Below are 17,022 nucleotides of genomic sequence, written 5' to 3' on the forward strand. Positions count from 1 at the left end.
TGGAGGGGGCAGCCGTGGGGGAGCAGATCCGAGGGCAGCGCGATGGACAACGACACGTTCGTCTACACCACCTACATCCGGACCACCCCCGACGAGCTCTGGAAGGCGCTCACCGAACCGGATCTGACCCGCCGCTACTGGGGCGTGGCCTTCGAGGCGGAGTGGACCCCCGGGGCGCCCATGGTCTGGGACGAGGGCGGCCGCAGGACCGCCGACCCCGGCCAGGTGGTCCTGGAGGCCGAGCCCGGCCGCCGCCTCTCGTACACCTGGCACGCCTTCACCCCGGCCTGGGCGGAGGCCGTCGGCCTCGGGCCCGACGCGTACGAACGCCTCGCCCGGGAGCGCCGGTCCCGGGTGGCCTTCGCGATCGAACCGTCCGGAGACACGGTCCGGCTGACGGTCACCCACGGCGACCTGGAACCCGGCGGGACCGTCGGACGCCTGGTCGCCGAGGGATGGCCCGCGCTGGTCTCCAGCCTCAAGTCGCTCCTGGAGACCGGCGAGGAGCTTCCGGAACCGCCCCGCTGACCCTCGCCGCCTCCGGGCCCGCTGGTCCGTCCGGGTGACCCGGGGCGGTGGGTACCCGCAGGCCGCTCCCGGTCCCGCGACGCGCGGGACGGGGAGGGCGTCCGGTCCTCCGGGCGGTGGGGAGGGCCGGTACGGGAGGCGCGCGTCAGTCGTTGACGGCGGTCAGGAGGACCACCGCGTCCTCCAGGGCGGTCAGTCCGTGCCGTTCCTTGGGGATCATGCGGAGCCCTCCCGCCCTCATCTCCTCCGCCCGCCCGGCCGCCGTGAGGTTCACCCGGCCCCGCAGCACCTGGAGGCTCGCGGCGGGCGGCGCGTTGTGCTCGTCCAGGGACGTGCCCGCCGTCAGGGCGATGACGGTCTGGCGGAGCACCCCGTCGTGCACCACCAGATGGGCGCTCCGCCCGTGCGGCGCGGCGTGGGCCGCGGTCAGGTGTTCGTCGGCGAGGGCGGCGAGGTCCGGCATCGTGTCTCTCCCTGCGGGGCGCGGGCGGGTGTTCCCAGCCTCCCGCGCGACGAGGGGGACGCAAGTCGGGACCCCGGGGCGGCCCCGGGCCGGGGCCGCCCGATCCGGGGAGCGCCCTCGGCGTGACTCCCCACCCGCCGGATGCTCCCGAAGGGGTACCCGACGCGTCCGCCGCGCGGTCCGAAGGCGCTGTCGGCCACCGGCGCGACGGTGCGCCCGCCCGCCGCGACGGCAGGAGTGACGCACGCCGGGCGCCGCCCCCCACGGGGCGGTTCCTCAGGCGTCCGCCCCCGGGCCGCTCCGCGCGATGATCGCCGCCGTGTCCGGGCCCGCCGGAAGCGTGCCGAAGGCCAGGCCCCGGTCGCCGTCGAGCCGCGAGGCGCAGAACGCGTCCGCCACCGCCGGGTTCCCGTGCCGCACGAGCAGCGAACCCTGGAACACGAGGGCGAGACGCTCCACGAGCCGTCGCGCGCCGTACGCCGCCGCGTCGGGGTCGCCGAGCGCCGCGAGCTCCTTGCGGAGCCCGGCGACCGCCGCGTCCAGGCGCCGGTCGGCGCCCGCGCCCCGGTCGACCTCCGCGAAGAACGCCTCCACCGCCTGCGGCTGACGGGTCATCGCCCTCAGCACGTCGAGCGCGGCCACGTTCCCCGACCCCTCCCAGACGGAGGGCAGCGGCGACTCCCGGTAGAGCCTCGGCAGTCCGGAGTCCTCGACGTAGCCGTTGCCACCCAGGCACTCCAGGGCCTCGGCCGCGTGCGCGGGCGCCCGCTTGCACACCCAGTACTTGGTGGCCGCGAGGCCGAGCCGCCGCAGCTGCTCCTCCTCCGCGTCGCCGCGCGCCGCCCGGTCCACCGCCCCGGCGAGCCGCAGCGCCGCGAGCGTGGCCGCCTCCGCCTCCACGGCCAGGTCGGCCAGGACGTTCCGCATCAGCGGCTGGTCGACGAGCCGGGCCCCGAACGCCCGGCGGTGCGTGGCGTGGTGGACCGCGTGCACGAGCCCGAGGCGCATCCCGGAGGCCGAGCTGATCGCGCAGTCGAGCCGCGTCATGTTGACCATCCGGATGATGGTGGCCACACCGCGCCCCTCCTCGCCGACCAGCCGGCCGAGGGCGCCCTCGTACTCGACCTCGGACGAGGCGTTCGACCGGTTCCCCAGCTTGTCCTTGAGGCGCTGGAGGCGGATCGCGTTGCGGGTGCCGTCCGGCAGGACGCGCGGCACCAGGAAGCAGGAGAGACCGCCGGGCGCCTGTGCGAGGGTGAGGAAGACGTCGGACATGGGGGCCGAGGTGAACCACTTGTGGCCGGTCAGCGCGTACAGACCGGGCTCGCCCGCCGGAACGGCCCGGGTCGTGTTCGCCCGGACGTCCGAGCCGCCCTGCTTCTCGGTCATCGACATCCCGGCGACGATCCCGCGCTTCTCCGTCGGCACCCGCAGCCCGAAGTCGTACGACGGGGAGGTGAGCAGCGGCTCGTACACCTCGGCGAGGTCCGGCTGGACGCGCAGCGCGGGCACGGCGGCGTACGTCATCGAGACCGGGCACAGGTGACCGGCGTCGGCCTGCCCCCACACGAACACCTTGGCCGCGCGCGCCACGTGGGCGCCGGGCCGCTCGTCGCGCCAGGGCGCGGCGCCCAGGCCGTGCCGTACGGCCACGTCCATCAGGGAGTGCCAGTACGGGTGGAACTCGACCTCGTCGATCCGGTGGCCGTACCGGTCGTGGGTGTGGAGGACGGGGGAGTGGCGCTCGGCGAGTCGCCCCCACTCCTGGGCCTCCGCGCCGCCGGCCCGCGCCCCCAGCGCGCGGACCTCCGCCTCGGCCCAGCCGGCGCCTTCCCGGCGCAGCGACTCCAGGAGCGCGGGGTCGGCGGAGACGTCGTGGCCGGTCAGCGGGGGGACCTGGTTGGTGACCTCATGCGTGGTCGGCATCGGGGGCTCCCAGTGCTCGCAGGGTGAAGGTGACGAGTGCGGGTACGGTGCCGGGGCCGACGGACCCCTCCGCCAGCGGACCGACGAGCGCCTCGGCCCCCGCTCCGACCAGCGCCGAGGCCGTCAGGACGGGGTCCTGGGACGGCAGCTCACCCGCGCGGACGCCCTCCGCGATCCGGGCGGCGAACACGTCCCGGAAGGCGCGCCGGAAGACGAGCCGTTCCGCGTCCACGGCCGGGTCGACGGGCTCGGCGAGCAGCGCGTAGGCGAGGCGCGGCGATTTCAGGGCGCGCCGGGCGAAGGTCTCGACCACGGCGACCACCCGCTCGGCCGCCGTGCGGTGCGCGGGGTGCCCGGCCGCCTCGGAGACGGCCGCGACCTCCCGGCGGACCACGGTCCTGAAGAGTTCGACGGCGAGTTCGGCCTTGCCGTCGAAGTGGCGGTACACGCTGCCGGTGGCGATCCCGGCCCGGGCGGCGACGGCCGCCACGGTGCAGACCGCGTATCCCCGCTCGGCGAGCAGTCCGAGCGCCGCCTCCACGACGGAGGCGCGCTGGGCGTCGAGCCGGGCCTGGACGGCGGGGGTGCGTCGGTAGGGCACGGAAGGAGTGAAGCAGTGATTCAGTTCTTCCTCAAGGGTCCGGACGGCGCCGTTTCCGGAGCGCTCGCCGCCGGGTGCGTCCGCCGGACCCGGCGCGCCCGGCGGGACGTGCCCGGCCGGGCGGCAGGCGGATTCCCCGGGGGCCGGGCCCCGCCCCCCTCCCGGTCCCGGGACGCCGAACGGGCCCGTACGGACCCCGGCCGGAGTCCGTACGGGCCCGTTCCGGGCGGAAGGCGTCAGCCGGTGAAGACCTCGACCAGGGACCAGATCGCGAGCCCCGCCATGCACACGCCGCCGACGCGCTGGACGGTCTTGAGGGGGACGCGCTTCGCGATGAAGCGCCCCGCGACCAGGGCGAGGGCGGAGACGCTCATCAGGGCGGCGAGCGAACCGAGCGCCGTGGACCAGGTGCCGTTGGTGGCGGCCAGGTTGGCGGTGGTGATCTGGGTCAGGTCGCCCCACTCGCTGATGAAGACGGCGGTGAACGCGGTCGAGAAGACGGGCCAGAAGCCGGTGACCGTCCGGCCGCCGGTGTCGTCGTCCTCGTCGTCGTCCCCGCCGCGCAGCAGCATGAAGGCGCCGAAGCCGAACAGCAGCGCCGAGACGAGTTCGACGATCCACCCCGGGAGCAGCCCGAGCAGGCTGCCGGCGCCGACGGCGATGGCGACGTGGGCCAGGAAGGCGGTGGAGGTGCCGATCCACACGTACAGGGGACGCATGCGCGTTCCCATGGCGAGGGACGCGAACATCGTCTTGTCGGGAAGTTCGGCGAGGAAGATCAGCCCGAAGGCGGTGAGGATCGCCAAGGGGTCGAGGTGCATACCGGGGCTCTCTGCTCGGTCCGGGCCCCGGGCCCCGTACGACGCCTCGGCGGGCGACGGGAGGACCACTCGGCCCGGCATGACGGACCACGCCCGCGGAAGCGCGGACGTGGTTGATGCCTGGCCGAAGGTCTCGCCCGTCCACGTCGTCCGTGGACCCGGCCACCGGGAACCCGGGGGTTCCAGTGTGTCGACGACCGGTTCGCGGGGCTACTCCCCTTCGCTGCCGCCAGTCTAACGGACCGCGGCACGGCGGGGAGCGGGCACTGTCTGCCCGGTCCCGGGGGACGGGGCCCGTGGACGAGGGCGGCGAGGGGCGCGAGGGGCACGGCGGCGGCGAGGGCCCCGTCCGGCGGTCCGGCGTACGGCCGCGAGGAGGCCGGGGCCCGCCGGCCCTACGCCTCCGGGCCCCCGGAGCTCCCCGGGTGCCCGCCGGGTCCCACCCGGTGGCGGGCCGCCTGTTCGGCGGCGGTCAGAACGGCTTCGACGGCCGTGTCGTAGACCGCCTTCTCGTCGACCAGGGCCAGCGCTTCGGCGTGTGCCCGGGTCGCCGGACAGTCCGCAGCCGGCAGCCGGGTGTAGAACCGGGTCCAGGTGGCGGCGTCCTTGGCGCGGTCCTCGGGGGGGAGCGTGAGGAGCGCGGCGGAGCCGGCGCAGAGCCCGAGGACCGTCTCGACGAAGGTCCGGTAGAAAAGCGCCACCCGGTCGGGAGCGAGTCCCGAGCGGGCGAAGCCGGAGAGCAGCAGCTCCACCATCCGGTGCTCGGCGGGTCCTCCGGTGGTACGGGCGAAGGTCAGGGTGGTGATCGCCGGGTAGCGGGTCTGGACCCGCCACGTGACCTCGGCGACGCGGCGCAGCGCATCCTGCCAGGACTCCGTCCCGGGCACCTCGCCGATCTCGTCGAGCGCCAGCTCGATGGTGCGCTCGCACAGGGCGATCAGCAGTTCGTCCTTGTCGCGGAACAGCCGGTAGAGCGCGGTCACGTCGACGTCGAGCTCCTGTGCGAGCCGACGCATGGTGAGGCCGGTGGGGCCGTCCCGCTCGGCGACCCGGAAGGCGGCCTCCACGGCCTCCTCCGGACGCAGGCTCCTGCGCGCCCGCCGCCGGCGCGGCCCGCCGGTTTCCTCCCCGGCGCTCCGGGAGTCCCCGGTCGCGGTCCTCTTCGCCATCGCTCTCCTCGGTCGGGGCCGCTCCGGTGCCGCCGGTCCACGACCCTACAACGGATGTTAACCAGAAGTTGGCAACACCATTGACAACAGTGTTTCGCATCGGGTTCCGTGGTCCGCGCCCGACCCGGATCCCTCTCTTCCGGTCCGGTTTCCTTCCGCCCGACGAATCAGGAACCCCGTGAGCAGGTACCTCCGTGTCGCCCTCGTCCAGACGTCCGAGGAGAACCTCGACCAGTTCGCCGACGGGCTGCGGGCCCGCATGAAGTCGCCCAACGCGGCGGAGCTGGTCGTCTACCCCGAGCTGCACCTGTGCCCGGCGGGAGCCGCCGCGGACGTCGAGGAGTACTACGCGGCCCACGCCCAGCCCCTCGACGGCCCGCGCGGAAAGGCCCTCTCCGGCCTCGCCCGCGAGCTGGGGATCTGGCTCGTCCCCGGCACCGTCCTGGAACGGGACGAGGACGGGAACGTCTACAACACGGCCGTGGTCTACGACCCGCGGGGCGAACTCGTCGCGACCTACCGGAAGATCTTCACCTGGCGCCCCTACGAGCCGATGTGCACGGGCCGGGAGTTCGTCGTCTTCGACATGCCCGGCACCGGCAGGATCGGCCTGTCGATCTGCTACGACAGCTGGTACCCGGAGGTCACCCGGCACCTCGCCTGGATGGGCGCCGAACTCGTCCTCAACCTCGTGCAGACCACCACGACCGGCCGCGCGCAGGAGATCCCGGTCAACCGGGCGAACGCCATCGTCAACCAGATCTGGGTGGCCAGCGTGAACGGGGCCGCCCCGACCGCCGAGGGCCGGAGCCTCCTGGTCGACCCCGAGGGACACGTCCAGGCCGCCGCCGTCGGCACGGAGGACACCACGCTGCTCGCCGTCGTCGACCTCGACCGCGTCCCCGCCGCGAGGAAGCACGGAACCGGCGGCGACTCCTGGCCCTGGGACCACTTCGCCCCCGGCGACACCCCCCTGGAGCTGCCCCTCTACAACGGCCGCATCGACCCGGCCACCTGGCGTCCCGCGATCTCCCCCGAGACCCCGGCCGGGCTGCGCCCCGCCGGTCCGGCCGTTTTCCGCCGTCCGGCCGTCGAGGGCGAGGAGTCGTGACCGGGACCGGGCCGGGCGCGGGCGGGGACACGGTGCTCACCGGCCGGGGCGCGCCCGGGGCGCCGGCCGGGGCCTGACGGACGGGCCCCGTGCCGCGCCACCGGGTCCGTACGCGAAGCCCCCGGCCGGGCTCTTGGGGCCCCGGGAGCGGGGAGACCCTCAGGGGCGGTACGGGATGTTCGCCCGTGCCCAGTCGGCCAGCACCCGCGCGCACCCGGCGACCGAATCGCGCCAGGTGCGCGCGGCGCCCTCCCCGGCCTCGTCGCTGACGTGCTTCACCAGGCGCAGCGGCACCCCGGCCGTCGCGGCGACGTGCGCGAGGGCGTACCCCTCCATGTCGACGAGGGCCGCACGCTCCGCGAGCCGGGCACGGGCGGCCTCGTCCGAGATGAACGTGTCCCCGGTCGCCAGGACCGTGTCGCCGCCGTCCGGCAGCGTCAGCGGCGCCCCGTACGACTCGCCCGTGAGCATCGCGAGCAGCCGGCCGTCGAAGTCGTGCTGCACCACGGTGCCGACGACGTGCGTCCCGGTCAGGCCGGGACGCAGGGCCCCGGCCGTCCCCAGGTTCACGATCCCGGACGGCCGGGGTCCCCGGCCGAGCACGGTCGCCAGGGCGGTCGCGGCGTTCACCTTGCCCATGCCGGTGAGCAGGACCGGCAGCTCCGTGTCGAGGAACTGCGCCTCCTCCTTGACGGCGAGGACCAGCAGGGGGCGGTCGGCCGCGATCTCTCCCAAGAGTTCCATGGGTGCCACGCTAGTTCGAAGGACCGCCCGTCGTACAACCGGCCGGGTCGTTCCTCCCGGCGGCCCGGACCGCCCCCGCCCCCCCGGGCGCCCGTCACCCCCGCCCACCCGTTCGGCCGCATCCCGCGATGCCGTGCCGCCCGGCCGGGTACCTCACGTGGCATGCCCCCCACACCCGGTCCGCCGCACGACGGTGCCCCCACCGAACACGGCCACTGGTTCCCGCGGCTCCACGCCCGTGTCGCCTCCTCCTCCGCCGCCGTCGCGTGGAACCGGGGCCGCGCCATGGAGCTCATGCACCGCGCCATGGGCTTCGCGGCGCTCAGCCTGCTCACCCTCGTCCCCCTCCTCATCGTCGTCGCGGCGGCCGACCTCGCCAGCGGCCAGGGCTTCGCCCGCTGGCTCATCCAGGGCCTCGGCGTCTCCGAGGTCTCCCAGGAAGAGGTCGAACGGCTCTTCGGGCAGCCGGGACAGGCCCTCCAGCGCACCACCGCCTTCGGCCTCGCCGCCCTCGCCGCCTTCGGCGTCACCTTCGGCTCCGCCGTGCAGACCGGGTACGAACGGGTCTGGGACCTCCCCACCGCCCGCTGGCACACCATGTGGCGGCACGTCGTCTGGCTCGCCGTCCTCGTCGCGGCCCTCCTCCTCTTCGTCGCCTTCCCCGCCCCCGAGAACGCCTCCGCCGCCGTCACCGCCGCCGTCGCCCTCGGGGACCTCGCCGGCACCTTCGTCTTCTTCTGGTGGTCCCAGCGCCTCCTCCTCTGCGGCCGCATCAGCTGGCGCGCGCTCGCCCCCGGGGCCGTCCTCACCGCGCTCGGCCTGCTCGGCCTGCGGCTCTTCTCCCAGATCGTCTTCTCCCCCCTCATCGCCTCGAACACGGTGACGTACGGCGAGTTCGGCACCGTCCTCGTCCTCCAGTCCTGGCTCGTCGGCGTCGGCTTCGTCGTGTACGGGAGCGCCCTCGTCGGCCGTCTCGTCCACGAACACCTCGTCGGCCGCCGCCTGCGCCGCCGCCGGCCGAACGGCGCGTGACCCGGCCCCGGCACCGCCCGGTCGCGCGGGAGCACGCTCACACGATCCGGTGATCCGCCCGCGAGCGGCCGGACGGGCCCCTCCGGGCCGCTTGGATGGGGACGTCCCACCGCTCCGCCGAGAGAGAGCCGCCCATGACGCACACCTGGCTGCCGCCCGCCGAGTACGTCGCGACCCTGCCGAGAGCGACGGCGTACGCCTGCCTCTACTTCACCGACACCCGGGGCCGCCCCTTCCAGCTGCGCTCCACCTACCACGCCGGGCTGTGGCAGTGGCCCGGCGGCAACATGGACCCGGGGGAGACCCCCTGGGAGACGGCGGTGCGCGAGTGCCACGAGGAGACCGGGATCGCCTTCACCGGAGAACCCCGCCTCCTCGTCACCCACTTCACGACCGACCGGGGCGACGAGTGGCCCGCCAACCACATCGGCTTCGTCTTCGACGGCGGCGAGCTGACGGACGAGCAGATCGCCGCCGTCGTCCTCGACCCGCACGAGCACAGCGAGTACCGCCTGCGCACCCTCGACGAGTGGGAGCGGGAGATGGAGCCGGTGGAATTCACCCGCCTGGCGGCGGTCGACCGCGCCCGCGCGACCGGCACGTCCGTGTACCTGGAGGACGGCCCCGAGCAGGGCTGACCCCCGGTGGTACGGCGGCCCGGCCGCCCGCGCGGCCCGGCCGCGCCCCGCACCGCACGCCGGGCGGCACCGGCCGCGGCCGTACGCGGCCGCCCGGCGTGCGGTAGAAGTGCGCCATGTGCTGGAGCGCGACGGCCGACCTCTGGGCGGGCCTCGGGATCGGCGCCGCGGGCATGGCCTCCCTCGCCTCCGTACGCCGTCCCGGGGACGCGCCGCTCGCCGCCCTGCCCCTGCTCCTCGGCGTCCACCAGCTCCTGGAGGCCGCCGTCTGGCACGGCGGCGGCGGGGCCGGGCCCGCCACCCTCGCCTGGGCCGTCGTCGCCCTGCCCCTGCTGCCCCTCTGGGTACCGGCCGGCGTCCTGGCCGCGGCCCGCACCGCCGACCGGTCGCGCCTCCTGGCGCCGCTCGTCCTCGGCCTCGCGACCTCGGGGTACCTCGCCCACCGGCTCGCCACCCGCCCCGTCACCGCCGAGATCCGCGGCCACACCCTCGGCTACGCCGTCGACCTGCCGTACGCGCCCCCGGTCCTCGCCGCGTACCTCCTCGCCACCGTCGGCGCCCTGCTCCTCGCCCGCGACCGGCTCCTGCGGCTCCTCGGACTCCTGACCGGGGCCGGGGCGGCCGTCTGCGCCCTCCTCTGGACCACCGAGTTCGTCTCCACCTGGTGCGCCCTCGCCGCGGTGGCCTCCCTGCTGCTGCTCACCTGGACACGGCGCCGGGCCGGCCCCGGCACGCGTCCGATCCGGTCACGCCCGTAACCCTCCCGGCCGCTCCACAGTTGACCAGGCCATGAAGAAGCGCAGCATGCTCGCCATCGCCTCCCTCGCCGCGGGCGTCGTCACCGCCCTCGTCACGCCCCCGCCGCAGGCGAACGCCGCCGTCGAGAGCCCGCTCGGGGGCGCCACCGGCCTCCTCCAGGAGGACCGGGGCGTCGAGAGCGTCCTCCACGACACCGTCCAGGGGGCCGAAGGCACCCTCCCGGCCCCGGAGGCCGGCGGACTGCTCTGACCCCGCCCCGTCCGCCCGGCGTCCGACGACGCGAACGGTGCCCCGCGCCCCACGGGCGGCGGGGCACCGGCGTGCCGTGACACGGGAGGGGCGGCCCGTGCGCGCCCGGCGCGCGAGTAATGACAGGATGGACCCCATGAGCGACAACGTGTACTTCGACATCTCCATCAACGACGAGCCCGCGGGACGCATCGTCTTCAAGCTGTTCGACGACGTCGTCCCGAAGACGGCGCGGAACTTCCGCGAGCTCGCCACCGGTGAGCACGGCTTCGGTTACGCCGGCTCCCCGTTCCACCGCGTCATCCCGCAGTTCATGCTCCAGGGCGGCGACTTCACCCGGGGCAACGGCACCGGCGGCAAGAGCATCTACGGCGAGAAGTTCGCGGACGAGAACTTCCAGCTGAAGCACGACCGCCCGTTCCTGCTCTCGATGGCCAACGCCGGCCCGAACAGCAACGGCTCGCAGTTCTTCATCACCACGATCGTCACCGACTGGCTCGACGGCAAGCACGTCGTCTTCGGCGAGGTCGTCGAGGGCCAGGACCTGGTCAAGAAGATCGAGGGCCTCGGCTCCCGTTCCGGTGCCACCAGCGCCACCATCAAGGTCTCCGAATCCGGCGTCGTGAAGGTCTGATCGCCTTCCGGAGCCGAGCGGAGGGCCCCGTGCCCCCGCTCGCCCATCCGGCCGGGGCGGGAACGCGGACACGCGTCCCCGCCCCGCCGCGCGTGTCGGCGGGAGCGCCCGGAGGGCTCAGTCCCCGGAGGGACCCCGCTCCCCGAAACGCCGCTCGAACCTGGCGATCCTGCCCTCCGTGTCCACCGTCCGGGCCCTGCCCGTGTAGAACGGGTGGCTCTCGGAGGAGATCTCGACGTCGATCACGGGATACGTGTTGCCGTCGTCCCACTCGATGGTCCGGTCGCTGGTCGCGGTGGAACGGGTGAGAAACGCGTACCCGGCCGAGCGGTCGCGGAAGACCACGGGGCCGTACTCGGGCTGCTTGTCCTGCTGCACGTGTCCTCCTCGGGCTGCCGCCCTGACTGGTCCGGCCTGATCGGCACGGCAGCCCCAGCCTCCCCGGCGGCACGCCCGCCGACCAGCGCCACTGGCCCGACCGGGTGACGGACGCCTTCCCTCCCAGTCGTACCGAAACGGTTCTCCCGGCCCCGTAGGCGGGACCGGACCGCCGGGGAGCGGCGACGCCTCCAGAAGGTGCCGCCCGCCGTCCGAACCCCCCAGGCGGTGCCCGCGCACGAGGGGCCGTCCGCCCGCGCCCCTCGCGTGCCGGGCCGCCGCCCCGGCGCGTACCCGTCCTCCGGTGCGAGGAGGGGGGTGGGCAACCCGATCGGACCGGGCGAGGTCACGCCCGCCCTCCGGGGCTTCGCACCGGGCGGGATGTTGACCCGGGGCGTTCGTCCCGTCACACTCGGCCATCGAACGCCGCCGTCCGGTACGACGGCACGACCTCGCGAGCAGGGGGCACGATGACGGGCCGGGTTCTTCCGTACGACGTACACGGCGAAGGCCCCGGGAGGGCCCTCGTGCTCCACGGCTGGTTCGGCGACCGCACCGGCTTCGACCCGCTCCGGGCCCACCTGGACGGGGCCCTCGGCACCTACGCCTTCCTCGACTGCCGGGGCTACGGCGAGGCCGTCGGCCACGAGGGCGCCTACACGATGGAGGAGGTCGCCGCCGACGCCCTGGCGGTCGCCGACGACCTCGGCTGGGACTCCTTCTCCGTCATCGGGCACTCGATGGGCGGCAAGGCCGCCCAGCTGGTGCTCCTCGACGCTCCCGGCCGCGTCCGGTCGCTCATCGGCGTCTCCCCGGTCTCCGCCGCCGGGTTCCCGCTCGACGGGGAGTCCTGGGAGCTCTTCGCCGGTGCGGCCGGGGAACCGGCCAACCGGCGCGCGATCGTCGACCACACCACCGGCGGCCGGCACGACGACGCCTGGCTGAGCGCGATCGTGGACCGTTCCCTCGACCGTTCCTCCGCGACGGCCTTCCGCGCCTACCTGGACTCCTGGTCCCGCGCCGACTTCCACGAACGCGTCCGCGACAACCCGGTGCCCGTCCTCCTCGTCGTCGGCGCGCACGACCCCGCGCTCGGAGCGGAGGCGATGGAGGGCACCTGGCTGCGCTGGTACCCCAACGCGCGGCTCGAAGTCATCGAGGACGCGGGCCACTACGCCCCCGAGGAGGCCCCGCGGGCCCTCGCCGAGGCCATCGAGACCTTCCTCGCCGTCTGACGGGACCCCGCGCCGTCTCCGCCCCGGGCGTCCTCGCCCCGGGCGCCGACCCCCGGTCCCCCACCGTCACGGCGCCGCCTCTCCGCCTCGCGAAAGGAGGTGCCCCGGCCCCGGCGGGTCGCGCGTCCTACCCTGGAAGGGCGGAAGGGGACGGGACCGCCGTCCCTTCCCGGTCCGGGCGAGCGGCGCGGAACGGATTCCTTCCGGATCCCCGTGGGGACCGTTCCGCCCGGGCGGAAGGGCGGTGCCCCATGTTCTTCGTCGATCGCGGCGACGCGGGACGGCGGCTCGCCGCCCGGCTGGACCGTTTCGAGGGCGACGACGTCGTGGTCCTCGGCCTCCCGCGCGGGGGCGTGCCGGTGGCGGCCGAGGTCGCCGCCGCCCTCGACGCGCCGCTCGACATCTGTCTCGTCCGGAAGCTGGGCGTGCCGCGGCGGTCCGAGGTGGCGATGGGCGCGCTCGGCGAGGGCGGCGTACGGGTGCTCAACGAACGGGTGCTCCGCGAGGCCGGCGTGGACGGCCGCGACCTCGCCGCCGTGGAGGAGCGCGAACTCGCCGAACTGGAGCAGCGGGTCCGCCGCTACCGGGGCAGCCGTCCGTCCGTGCTCCTGGACGGCCGGACGGTGCTGGTCGTCGACGACGGGCTGGCCACCGGAGCCACGGCCGTGGCCGCCTGCCGGGTGGTCCGCGCGCGGGGCGCGGCCCGGATCGTCCTCGCGGTCCCGGTCGCACCGGCCGGCTGGACGGCCCGCTTCGCCGGTGAGGCCGACGAGACCGTCTGCGTCCACGCGCCGGAGGGGTTCCGGGCGGTCGGCCAGTTCTACCGGGACTTCCCGCAGACGCCGGACGCCGAGGTGCTCGCCTGCCTGGACCGGAGCCGGACCGCGCACGGGCACGGCATCCGGGGTGCGGAGGTCCGCGCCCCCGCCCCGGGGGAGGCGGAGGTGCGGATACCGGTCGGGGGAACCGCTCTCGCCGGTCGTCTCGCCGTACCCGAAGGGACCGTCGGCGTCGTCCTGTTCGCCCACGGCAGCGGCAGCGGCCGCCACAGCCCGCGGAACGGGGCCGTCGCCGAGGCGCTCGGCGGGGCCGGTCTGGGAACCCTCCTGTTCGACCTGCTCACCGAGGACGAGTCGGCCGACCGGGCGCGGGTCTTCGACACCGCGCTCCTCGCCGGCCGGCTCACCGGGGCCACGGACTGGTTGGCCGGACGGCTCGGCGCGGAGTTCCCGATCGGCTACTTCGGCGCGAGTACGGGAGCGGCGGCCGCGCTGCGGGCGGCGGCGGCCCCCGCGTCGCCCGTCGGCGCTGTCGTCTCGCGCGGCGGCCGGCCGGACCTCGCCGCCGACCACCTGGGCCGGGTGCGGGCCCCGACCCTCCTGGTGGTGGGCGGCGAGGACCCGCTGGTCCTGGACCTCAACCGGCGGGCCCGGTCCCTGCTGCGCTGCGAGAACCGGCTGGCCGTCGTGGAGGGCGCCACCCACCTCTTCGAGGAGCCCGGTGCCCTGGAGGAGGTGGCGGAGCTCGCCGCCTCCTGGTTCACCGGGCACTTCCGCGCACGGGGGGTCAGTACGCCCCGTTGACGTTGTCGATGGAGCCGTAGCGGTCGGCCGCGTAGTTGCAGGCGGCGGTGATGTTGGCGACCGGGTCGTACAGGTCCATGGCCGTGCCCGGCACGTGGTAGGCGAGGAAGGTCGGCTCGATGACCTGGAGGAGGCCCTTCGAGGGGGTGCCGTTGACGGCGTTGATGTCCCAGTTGTTGATGGCCATCGGGTTTCCGGAGGACTCCCGCATGACGTTGCGGTGGATTCCCTCGTAGGAGCCGGGGATGCCGTGCCGGGCCATGACGTCCAGCGACTCGCGGATCCAGCCGTCGAGGTTGTCGGCGTAGCCGGTGGCAGCAGCCGCCTGAACCTGGGCGGGGACGGCGCGGGCGACGGCGGGGGCGGCCGCGGCGCCGGAGGCGCCCGTGCCGGTGGCGACGGCCGGGGTGGCCGTGCGGCGCTCGGAAGGCTTCGCCCGTTCGGCCGAAGAGGAATTCTTCGCCTTCGGGGCGGCCTTCGTCCCGGTCCCGCTCGCGGTCTCCGCCTGCCCGGGGGCGATCTTCGCGGAATTCCGATGAATCGTCAGTTCCAGGCCGGGGTGAATGAGTGACGGATTGTCACCCACAACGCTCCGGTTGGCGCGGTAAAGGCTCTTCCAGCCCCCCTGAATTCCCTTCTTGCGGGCGATCAGGGAGAGCGAGTCACCGCTCGTGACGGTGTAGGTGCGCGCGGCGGCCGGGGCGGCCGGGGTGGCGGCGGCCGGTGCGGCGGGGGCGGTGAACACCGTGGCCGCGATGCCCGGCGTTCCGGCGGCGGGCGTGGCGCCGGCCGTGGCGGGCACGATCAGCGGCAGGGTCAGAGCGGCCCCACCTGTACCGATCAGGGCCATACCACGGGAGATGTGGATGCGGCGGGGGCGGCGGTGCTTGCCGTGTGCGGGCATGACGGATTCCTCTCCGGCGCCTGCGGGGTGAGCTGTCGGGTTCGGACGGGAGATGTCCGGCCGCGAGCACGCGGCTTCACCCCGAGCCGTTCCGGATTCCGGACCGGCGTATTCGTGGGTCCCCCGCTCCTGCCGTCGGGTGAAAAGGGAAGGTTCCCGAGCGGCGGCAGGATTAGGCGTTCCGCTCGAATGGAGGTGACCGTAGGCCAGCAATGCGACGAATAACAAGAGGATCAATGCGACGCTCTTCGGTAAAGGATCTCCGTATTCGTCCCGGTCAAGATCGACCGGATGGCGGGGATGCCGAATTTCCTTGTGCGGCAAGGGCCCGGGGAGGGGCGCGGCGGATCGTGGGACCCGGGGAGTGAGTCGCGTCACCCGAACGGCTATGTCCCATATGTGCCGTGTTTCCCTTGTTCGGCGTAAAGAGGGTGAAAGTTCCCGAGGGGGCATTCGTTCATCGAATTACTGCTTTATCTGCATTCCATGACACGTGCCACCATAACTGGCAAAGCGGACATTTCTCCTGGAGGATGGAAGGCCCGACCCAGGAGCCGCCCCGATGCCCCCCTCCGCCCCCCCGCTCGGCCCTGCCTCCCTGACCTGCCCCGACGCCCTCGACCACGAGGCGGCCGCCCTCTACGAGACCGCCGTCTGGCAGCGGATCGTCACCGACTGGACGACGGGGGAACCGCCCGCGCCCGCTCCGTCGCGGGAGCGGAGCTGGCGGGACCTGCTCAGCGTGCCGGTGGACCGGCTCGTGGCCGACGCGCTCGACGCGCTGCCCGCACCCCTCCCCGCCGAGCGCCGTCTCCCCGGACGGCTCGGGGCCGTGCTGCCGGACCGCCTGCACGCCTGGCGCCGCATCGGCCAGGCCGAGCTGCGCCCCTCGGTCCACCTCGGCTACGCGCGCCTCGTCCTGACGGAGTGGGGCTGGCAGAACGCCCCGTACAAACTGCGGAACAGGCGCGGGGCCCGGTGCGTCTGCGGGGCCCTCCTCGCCGCCCACCGCCTCGGCTACGGCGGTGCGGACACCATGAACGAGGCCGCCGCCTGGATCATGACCGAACTCCGGTCGCGGGGATGGCGGGACCTCATCGGCCCGTGGAACCGCGCCCCCGGCCGTACGGCCGCCGACGCCGTGGCCCTCCTCGACGCCACGATCCGGCGGGCCGCGCACGCCGGCCGCTGACGCTGCCGTCCGGACGCCGGAGCGGCGGGGCGGGGGAGGGGCCCCCTGGAGGTGCGGACGTGCGGACGTGCGGCGGCGGCCGGGCCGGGCCCCGGAGCCCGGGGGTTCCGGGTCGGGTGCCGGCCCCGCCGCGCGCCGGCGGGTGCGGCGGGATCAGGCGGTGAGGACCTTCACCCCGGCCTCGGCGAGCCGGGAGACCGCCTCCGGGGCGATGTCGGTGTCCGTCACCAGCACGTCGATCCGCTCCAGACCGCAGATCCGCGCGAACGCCCGGCGCCCCAGCTTCGAGGAGTCGGTGACCACGACGACCCGGCTGGCCCGCTCCACGAAGAGCCTGCTGATGCTCGCCTCGTCCTCGTGGTGCGCCATCGCGCCCAGTTCGGCACCGATCCCGTCGACGCCGAGGACCACCACGTCGAGCACGACCTCGTCGAGCACCCCGGCCGCCAGCGGGCCGACCAGCTCGTAGGTCTGCGGGCGTGCGACACCGCCCGTGGCGACGATCTTGATCTGGGGGCGCACCGCCAGCTCGCCCGCGATGTTGAGCGCGTTGGTGACCACGGTCAGGGCCGGTCCGGCGGATCCCGGGGCCTCGTCGCGTCCGCTCGCGAATCGCAGTGCCAGCGCCCGCGCCACCTCCGTCGTCGTCGTGCCGCCGTTGAGTCCGACCACCTCGCCGGGGGCGACCAGGCCGGCCGCCGCCTCCGCGATCCGCTTCTTCTCCGGTGCGCGGCGCGCCGACTTGTACCGCAGGGGAAGTTCGTACGACACGCCGTGCGCGACCGCGCCGCCCCGTGTCCGTGCCAGGAGTCGCTGCCCGGCCAGCTCGTCGAGGTCCCGGCGGATCGTGGCCGCCGAGACGTCGAGGGCGGCCGCGGCCTCCTCCACCTCGACCTTCCCCGAGGCCGCCAGTAGTTCGAGGAGCGCGTTCCACCGCTCGTGCTTGGACATGGGTCCCTCCCTCCCGGTCGTGCGAGCGTCCGATTCTAGCCGCCGGGGCGTGAAAGTTCTGGAAGAAATGTGCTCGCTTCTGCTTGAATGACGAGAGCTTCGCG

At 74.6% G+C, this 17,022-nt stretch carries 19 protein-coding genes and 1 riboswitch; of the genes, 10 read left to right on the forward strand and 9 right to left on the reverse strand.

Annotated elements, in window-relative coordinates; genetic code table 11:
- Positions 1-42: 42 nt before the first annotated feature.
- Positions 43-528, forward strand: coding sequence for an SRPBCC family protein (locus ACFYZY_RS19360; RefSeq protein WP_388695444.1), 486 nt, complete (start codon positions 43-45; stop codon positions 526-528).
- Between the two features lie 145 nt (positions 529-673).
- Here ACFYZY_RS19360 and ACFYZY_RS19365 read toward each other — a convergent pair whose 3' ends face one another.
- The 5 genes from ACFYZY_RS19365 to ACFYZY_RS19385 form a co-directional block, all read right to left on the reverse strand.
- On the reverse strand, positions 674-991 hold the full coding sequence (locus tag ACFYZY_RS19365; protein WP_388695445.1) for a cupin: 318 nt from the start codon (positions 989-991) through the stop codon (positions 674-676).
- A gap of 276 nt (positions 992-1,267) precedes the next feature.
- On the reverse strand, positions 1,268-2,917 hold the full coding sequence (locus ACFYZY_RS19370; protein ID WP_388695447.1) for an acyl-CoA dehydrogenase family protein: 1,650 nt from the start codon (positions 2,915-2,917) through the stop codon (positions 1,268-1,270).
- On the reverse strand, positions 2,901-3,518 hold the full coding sequence (locus ACFYZY_RS19375) for a TetR family transcriptional regulator (protein ID WP_388695449.1): 618 nt from the start codon (positions 3,516-3,518) through the stop codon (positions 2,901-2,903). The genes ACFYZY_RS19370 and ACFYZY_RS19375 overlap by 17 nt, the downstream gene beginning before the upstream one ends.
- 236 nt (positions 3,519-3,754) lie before the next feature.
- A complete protein-coding gene (locus ACFYZY_RS19380; RefSeq protein ID WP_388695451.1) occupies positions 3,755-4,339 on the reverse strand; it encodes a TMEM165/GDT1 family protein in 585 nt (194 codons plus the stop codon).
- Between the two features lie 395 nt (positions 4,340-4,734).
- Entirely contained in the window at positions 4,735-5,508 is a 774-nt protein-coding gene (locus ACFYZY_RS19385) for a TetR/AcrR family transcriptional regulator (RefSeq protein ID WP_388695454.1), read from the reverse strand.
- Positions 5,509-5,686: 178 nt separating this feature from the next.
- Here ACFYZY_RS19385 and ACFYZY_RS19390 point away from each other — a divergent pair, with 178 nt between their 5' ends.
- On the forward strand, positions 5,687-6,619 hold the full coding sequence (locus tag ACFYZY_RS19390) for a carbon-nitrogen hydrolase family protein (RefSeq protein WP_388695457.1): 933 nt from the start codon (positions 5,687-5,689) through the stop codon (positions 6,617-6,619).
- 159 nt (positions 6,620-6,778) lie between these two features.
- On the opposite strand, the gene ACFYZY_RS19395 is transcribed toward ACFYZY_RS19390, so the two are convergent.
- Positions 6,779-7,363, reverse strand: coding sequence for a nucleosidase (locus ACFYZY_RS19395; protein ID WP_388695460.1), 585 nt, complete (start codon positions 7,361-7,363; stop codon positions 6,779-6,781).
- Between the two features lie 162 nt (positions 7,364-7,525).
- On the opposite strand from ACFYZY_RS19395, the gene ACFYZY_RS19400 reads away from it, so the two are divergent.
- The 5 genes from ACFYZY_RS19400 to ACFYZY_RS19420 all read left to right on the forward strand — a co-directional run bounded on the left by ACFYZY_RS19400 (position 7,526) and on the right by ACFYZY_RS19420 (position 10,675).
- Entirely contained in the window at positions 7,526-8,395 is an 870-nt protein-coding gene (locus ACFYZY_RS19400) for a YhjD/YihY/BrkB family envelope integrity protein (RefSeq protein WP_388695463.1), read from the forward strand.
- 134 nt (positions 8,396-8,529) lie between these two features.
- Complete coding sequence (locus tag ACFYZY_RS19405) at positions 8,530-9,033, forward strand: NUDIX domain-containing protein (RefSeq protein ID WP_388695466.1); 504 nt, start codon at positions 8,530-8,532, stop codon at positions 9,031-9,033.
- A gap of 116 nt (positions 9,034-9,149) precedes the next feature.
- Positions 9,150-9,791 carry a DUF6629 family protein gene (locus ACFYZY_RS19410; protein WP_388695468.1) on the forward strand — a complete coding sequence of 214 codons (642 nt, stop codon included), beginning with the start codon at positions 9,150-9,152 and terminating at the stop codon, positions 9,789-9,791.
- A gap of 31 nt (positions 9,792-9,822) precedes the next feature.
- On the forward strand, positions 9,823-10,041 hold the full coding sequence (locus ACFYZY_RS19415; protein WP_388695470.1) for a hypothetical protein: 219 nt from the start codon (positions 9,823-9,825) through the stop codon (positions 10,039-10,041).
- Positions 10,042-10,177: 136 nt separating this feature from the next.
- Entirely contained in the window at positions 10,178-10,675 is a 498-nt protein-coding gene (locus ACFYZY_RS19420; RefSeq protein WP_388695472.1) for a peptidylprolyl isomerase, read from the forward strand.
- Between the two features lie 117 nt (positions 10,676-10,792).
- Here the strand turns inward: ACFYZY_RS19420 and ACFYZY_RS19425 are convergent, their stop codons facing one another.
- Entirely contained in the window at positions 10,793-11,053 is a 261-nt protein-coding gene (locus tag ACFYZY_RS19425; RefSeq protein WP_388695475.1) for a type B 50S ribosomal protein L31, read from the reverse strand.
- 470 nt (positions 11,054-11,523) lie between these two features.
- Here ACFYZY_RS19425 and ACFYZY_RS19430 point away from each other — a divergent pair, with 470 nt between their 5' ends.
- On the forward strand, positions 11,524-12,288 hold the full coding sequence (locus tag ACFYZY_RS19430) for an alpha/beta fold hydrolase (protein ID WP_388695476.1): 765 nt from the start codon (positions 11,524-11,526) through the stop codon (positions 12,286-12,288).
- Positions 12,289-12,539: 251 nt separating this feature from the next.
- A complete protein-coding gene (locus ACFYZY_RS19435; RefSeq protein WP_388695479.1) occupies positions 12,540-13,871 on the forward strand; it encodes a phosphoribosyltransferase family protein in 1,332 nt (443 codons plus the stop codon).
- Here the strand turns inward: ACFYZY_RS19435 and ACFYZY_RS19440 are convergent.
- On the reverse strand, positions 13,855-14,775 hold the full coding sequence (locus tag ACFYZY_RS19440; protein WP_388695482.1) for a transglycosylase SLT domain-containing protein: 921 nt from the start codon (positions 14,773-14,775) through the stop codon (positions 13,855-13,857). The two genes, ACFYZY_RS19435 and ACFYZY_RS19440, sit on opposite strands and share 17 nt — an antisense overlap.
- A gap of 4 nt (positions 14,776-14,779) precedes the next feature.
- Positions 14,780-14,964, reverse strand: a riboswitch (cyclic di-AMP (ydaO/yuaA leader).
- Between the two features lie 373 nt (positions 14,965-15,337).
- Between ACFYZY_RS19440 and ACFYZY_RS19445 the strand changes: the two genes are divergently transcribed.
- Entirely contained in the window at positions 15,338-15,967 is a 630-nt protein-coding gene (locus tag ACFYZY_RS19445; RefSeq protein ID WP_388695485.1) for a hypothetical protein, read from the forward strand.
- 153 nt (positions 15,968-16,120) lie between these two features.
- Here ACFYZY_RS19445 and ACFYZY_RS19450 read toward each other — a convergent pair whose 3' ends face one another.
- Positions 16,121-16,918, reverse strand: coding sequence for a DeoR/GlpR family DNA-binding transcription regulator (locus tag ACFYZY_RS19450; RefSeq protein ID WP_388695487.1), 798 nt, complete (start codon positions 16,916-16,918; stop codon positions 16,121-16,123).
- Between the last annotated feature and the right edge of the window lie 104 nt (positions 16,919-17,022).

This window comes from Streptomyces sp. NPDC001744 (assembly GCF_042892575.1).
In the GTDB taxonomy this organism is placed as follows: Bacteria; Actinomycetota; Actinomycetes; order Streptomycetales; family Streptomycetaceae; genus Streptomyces.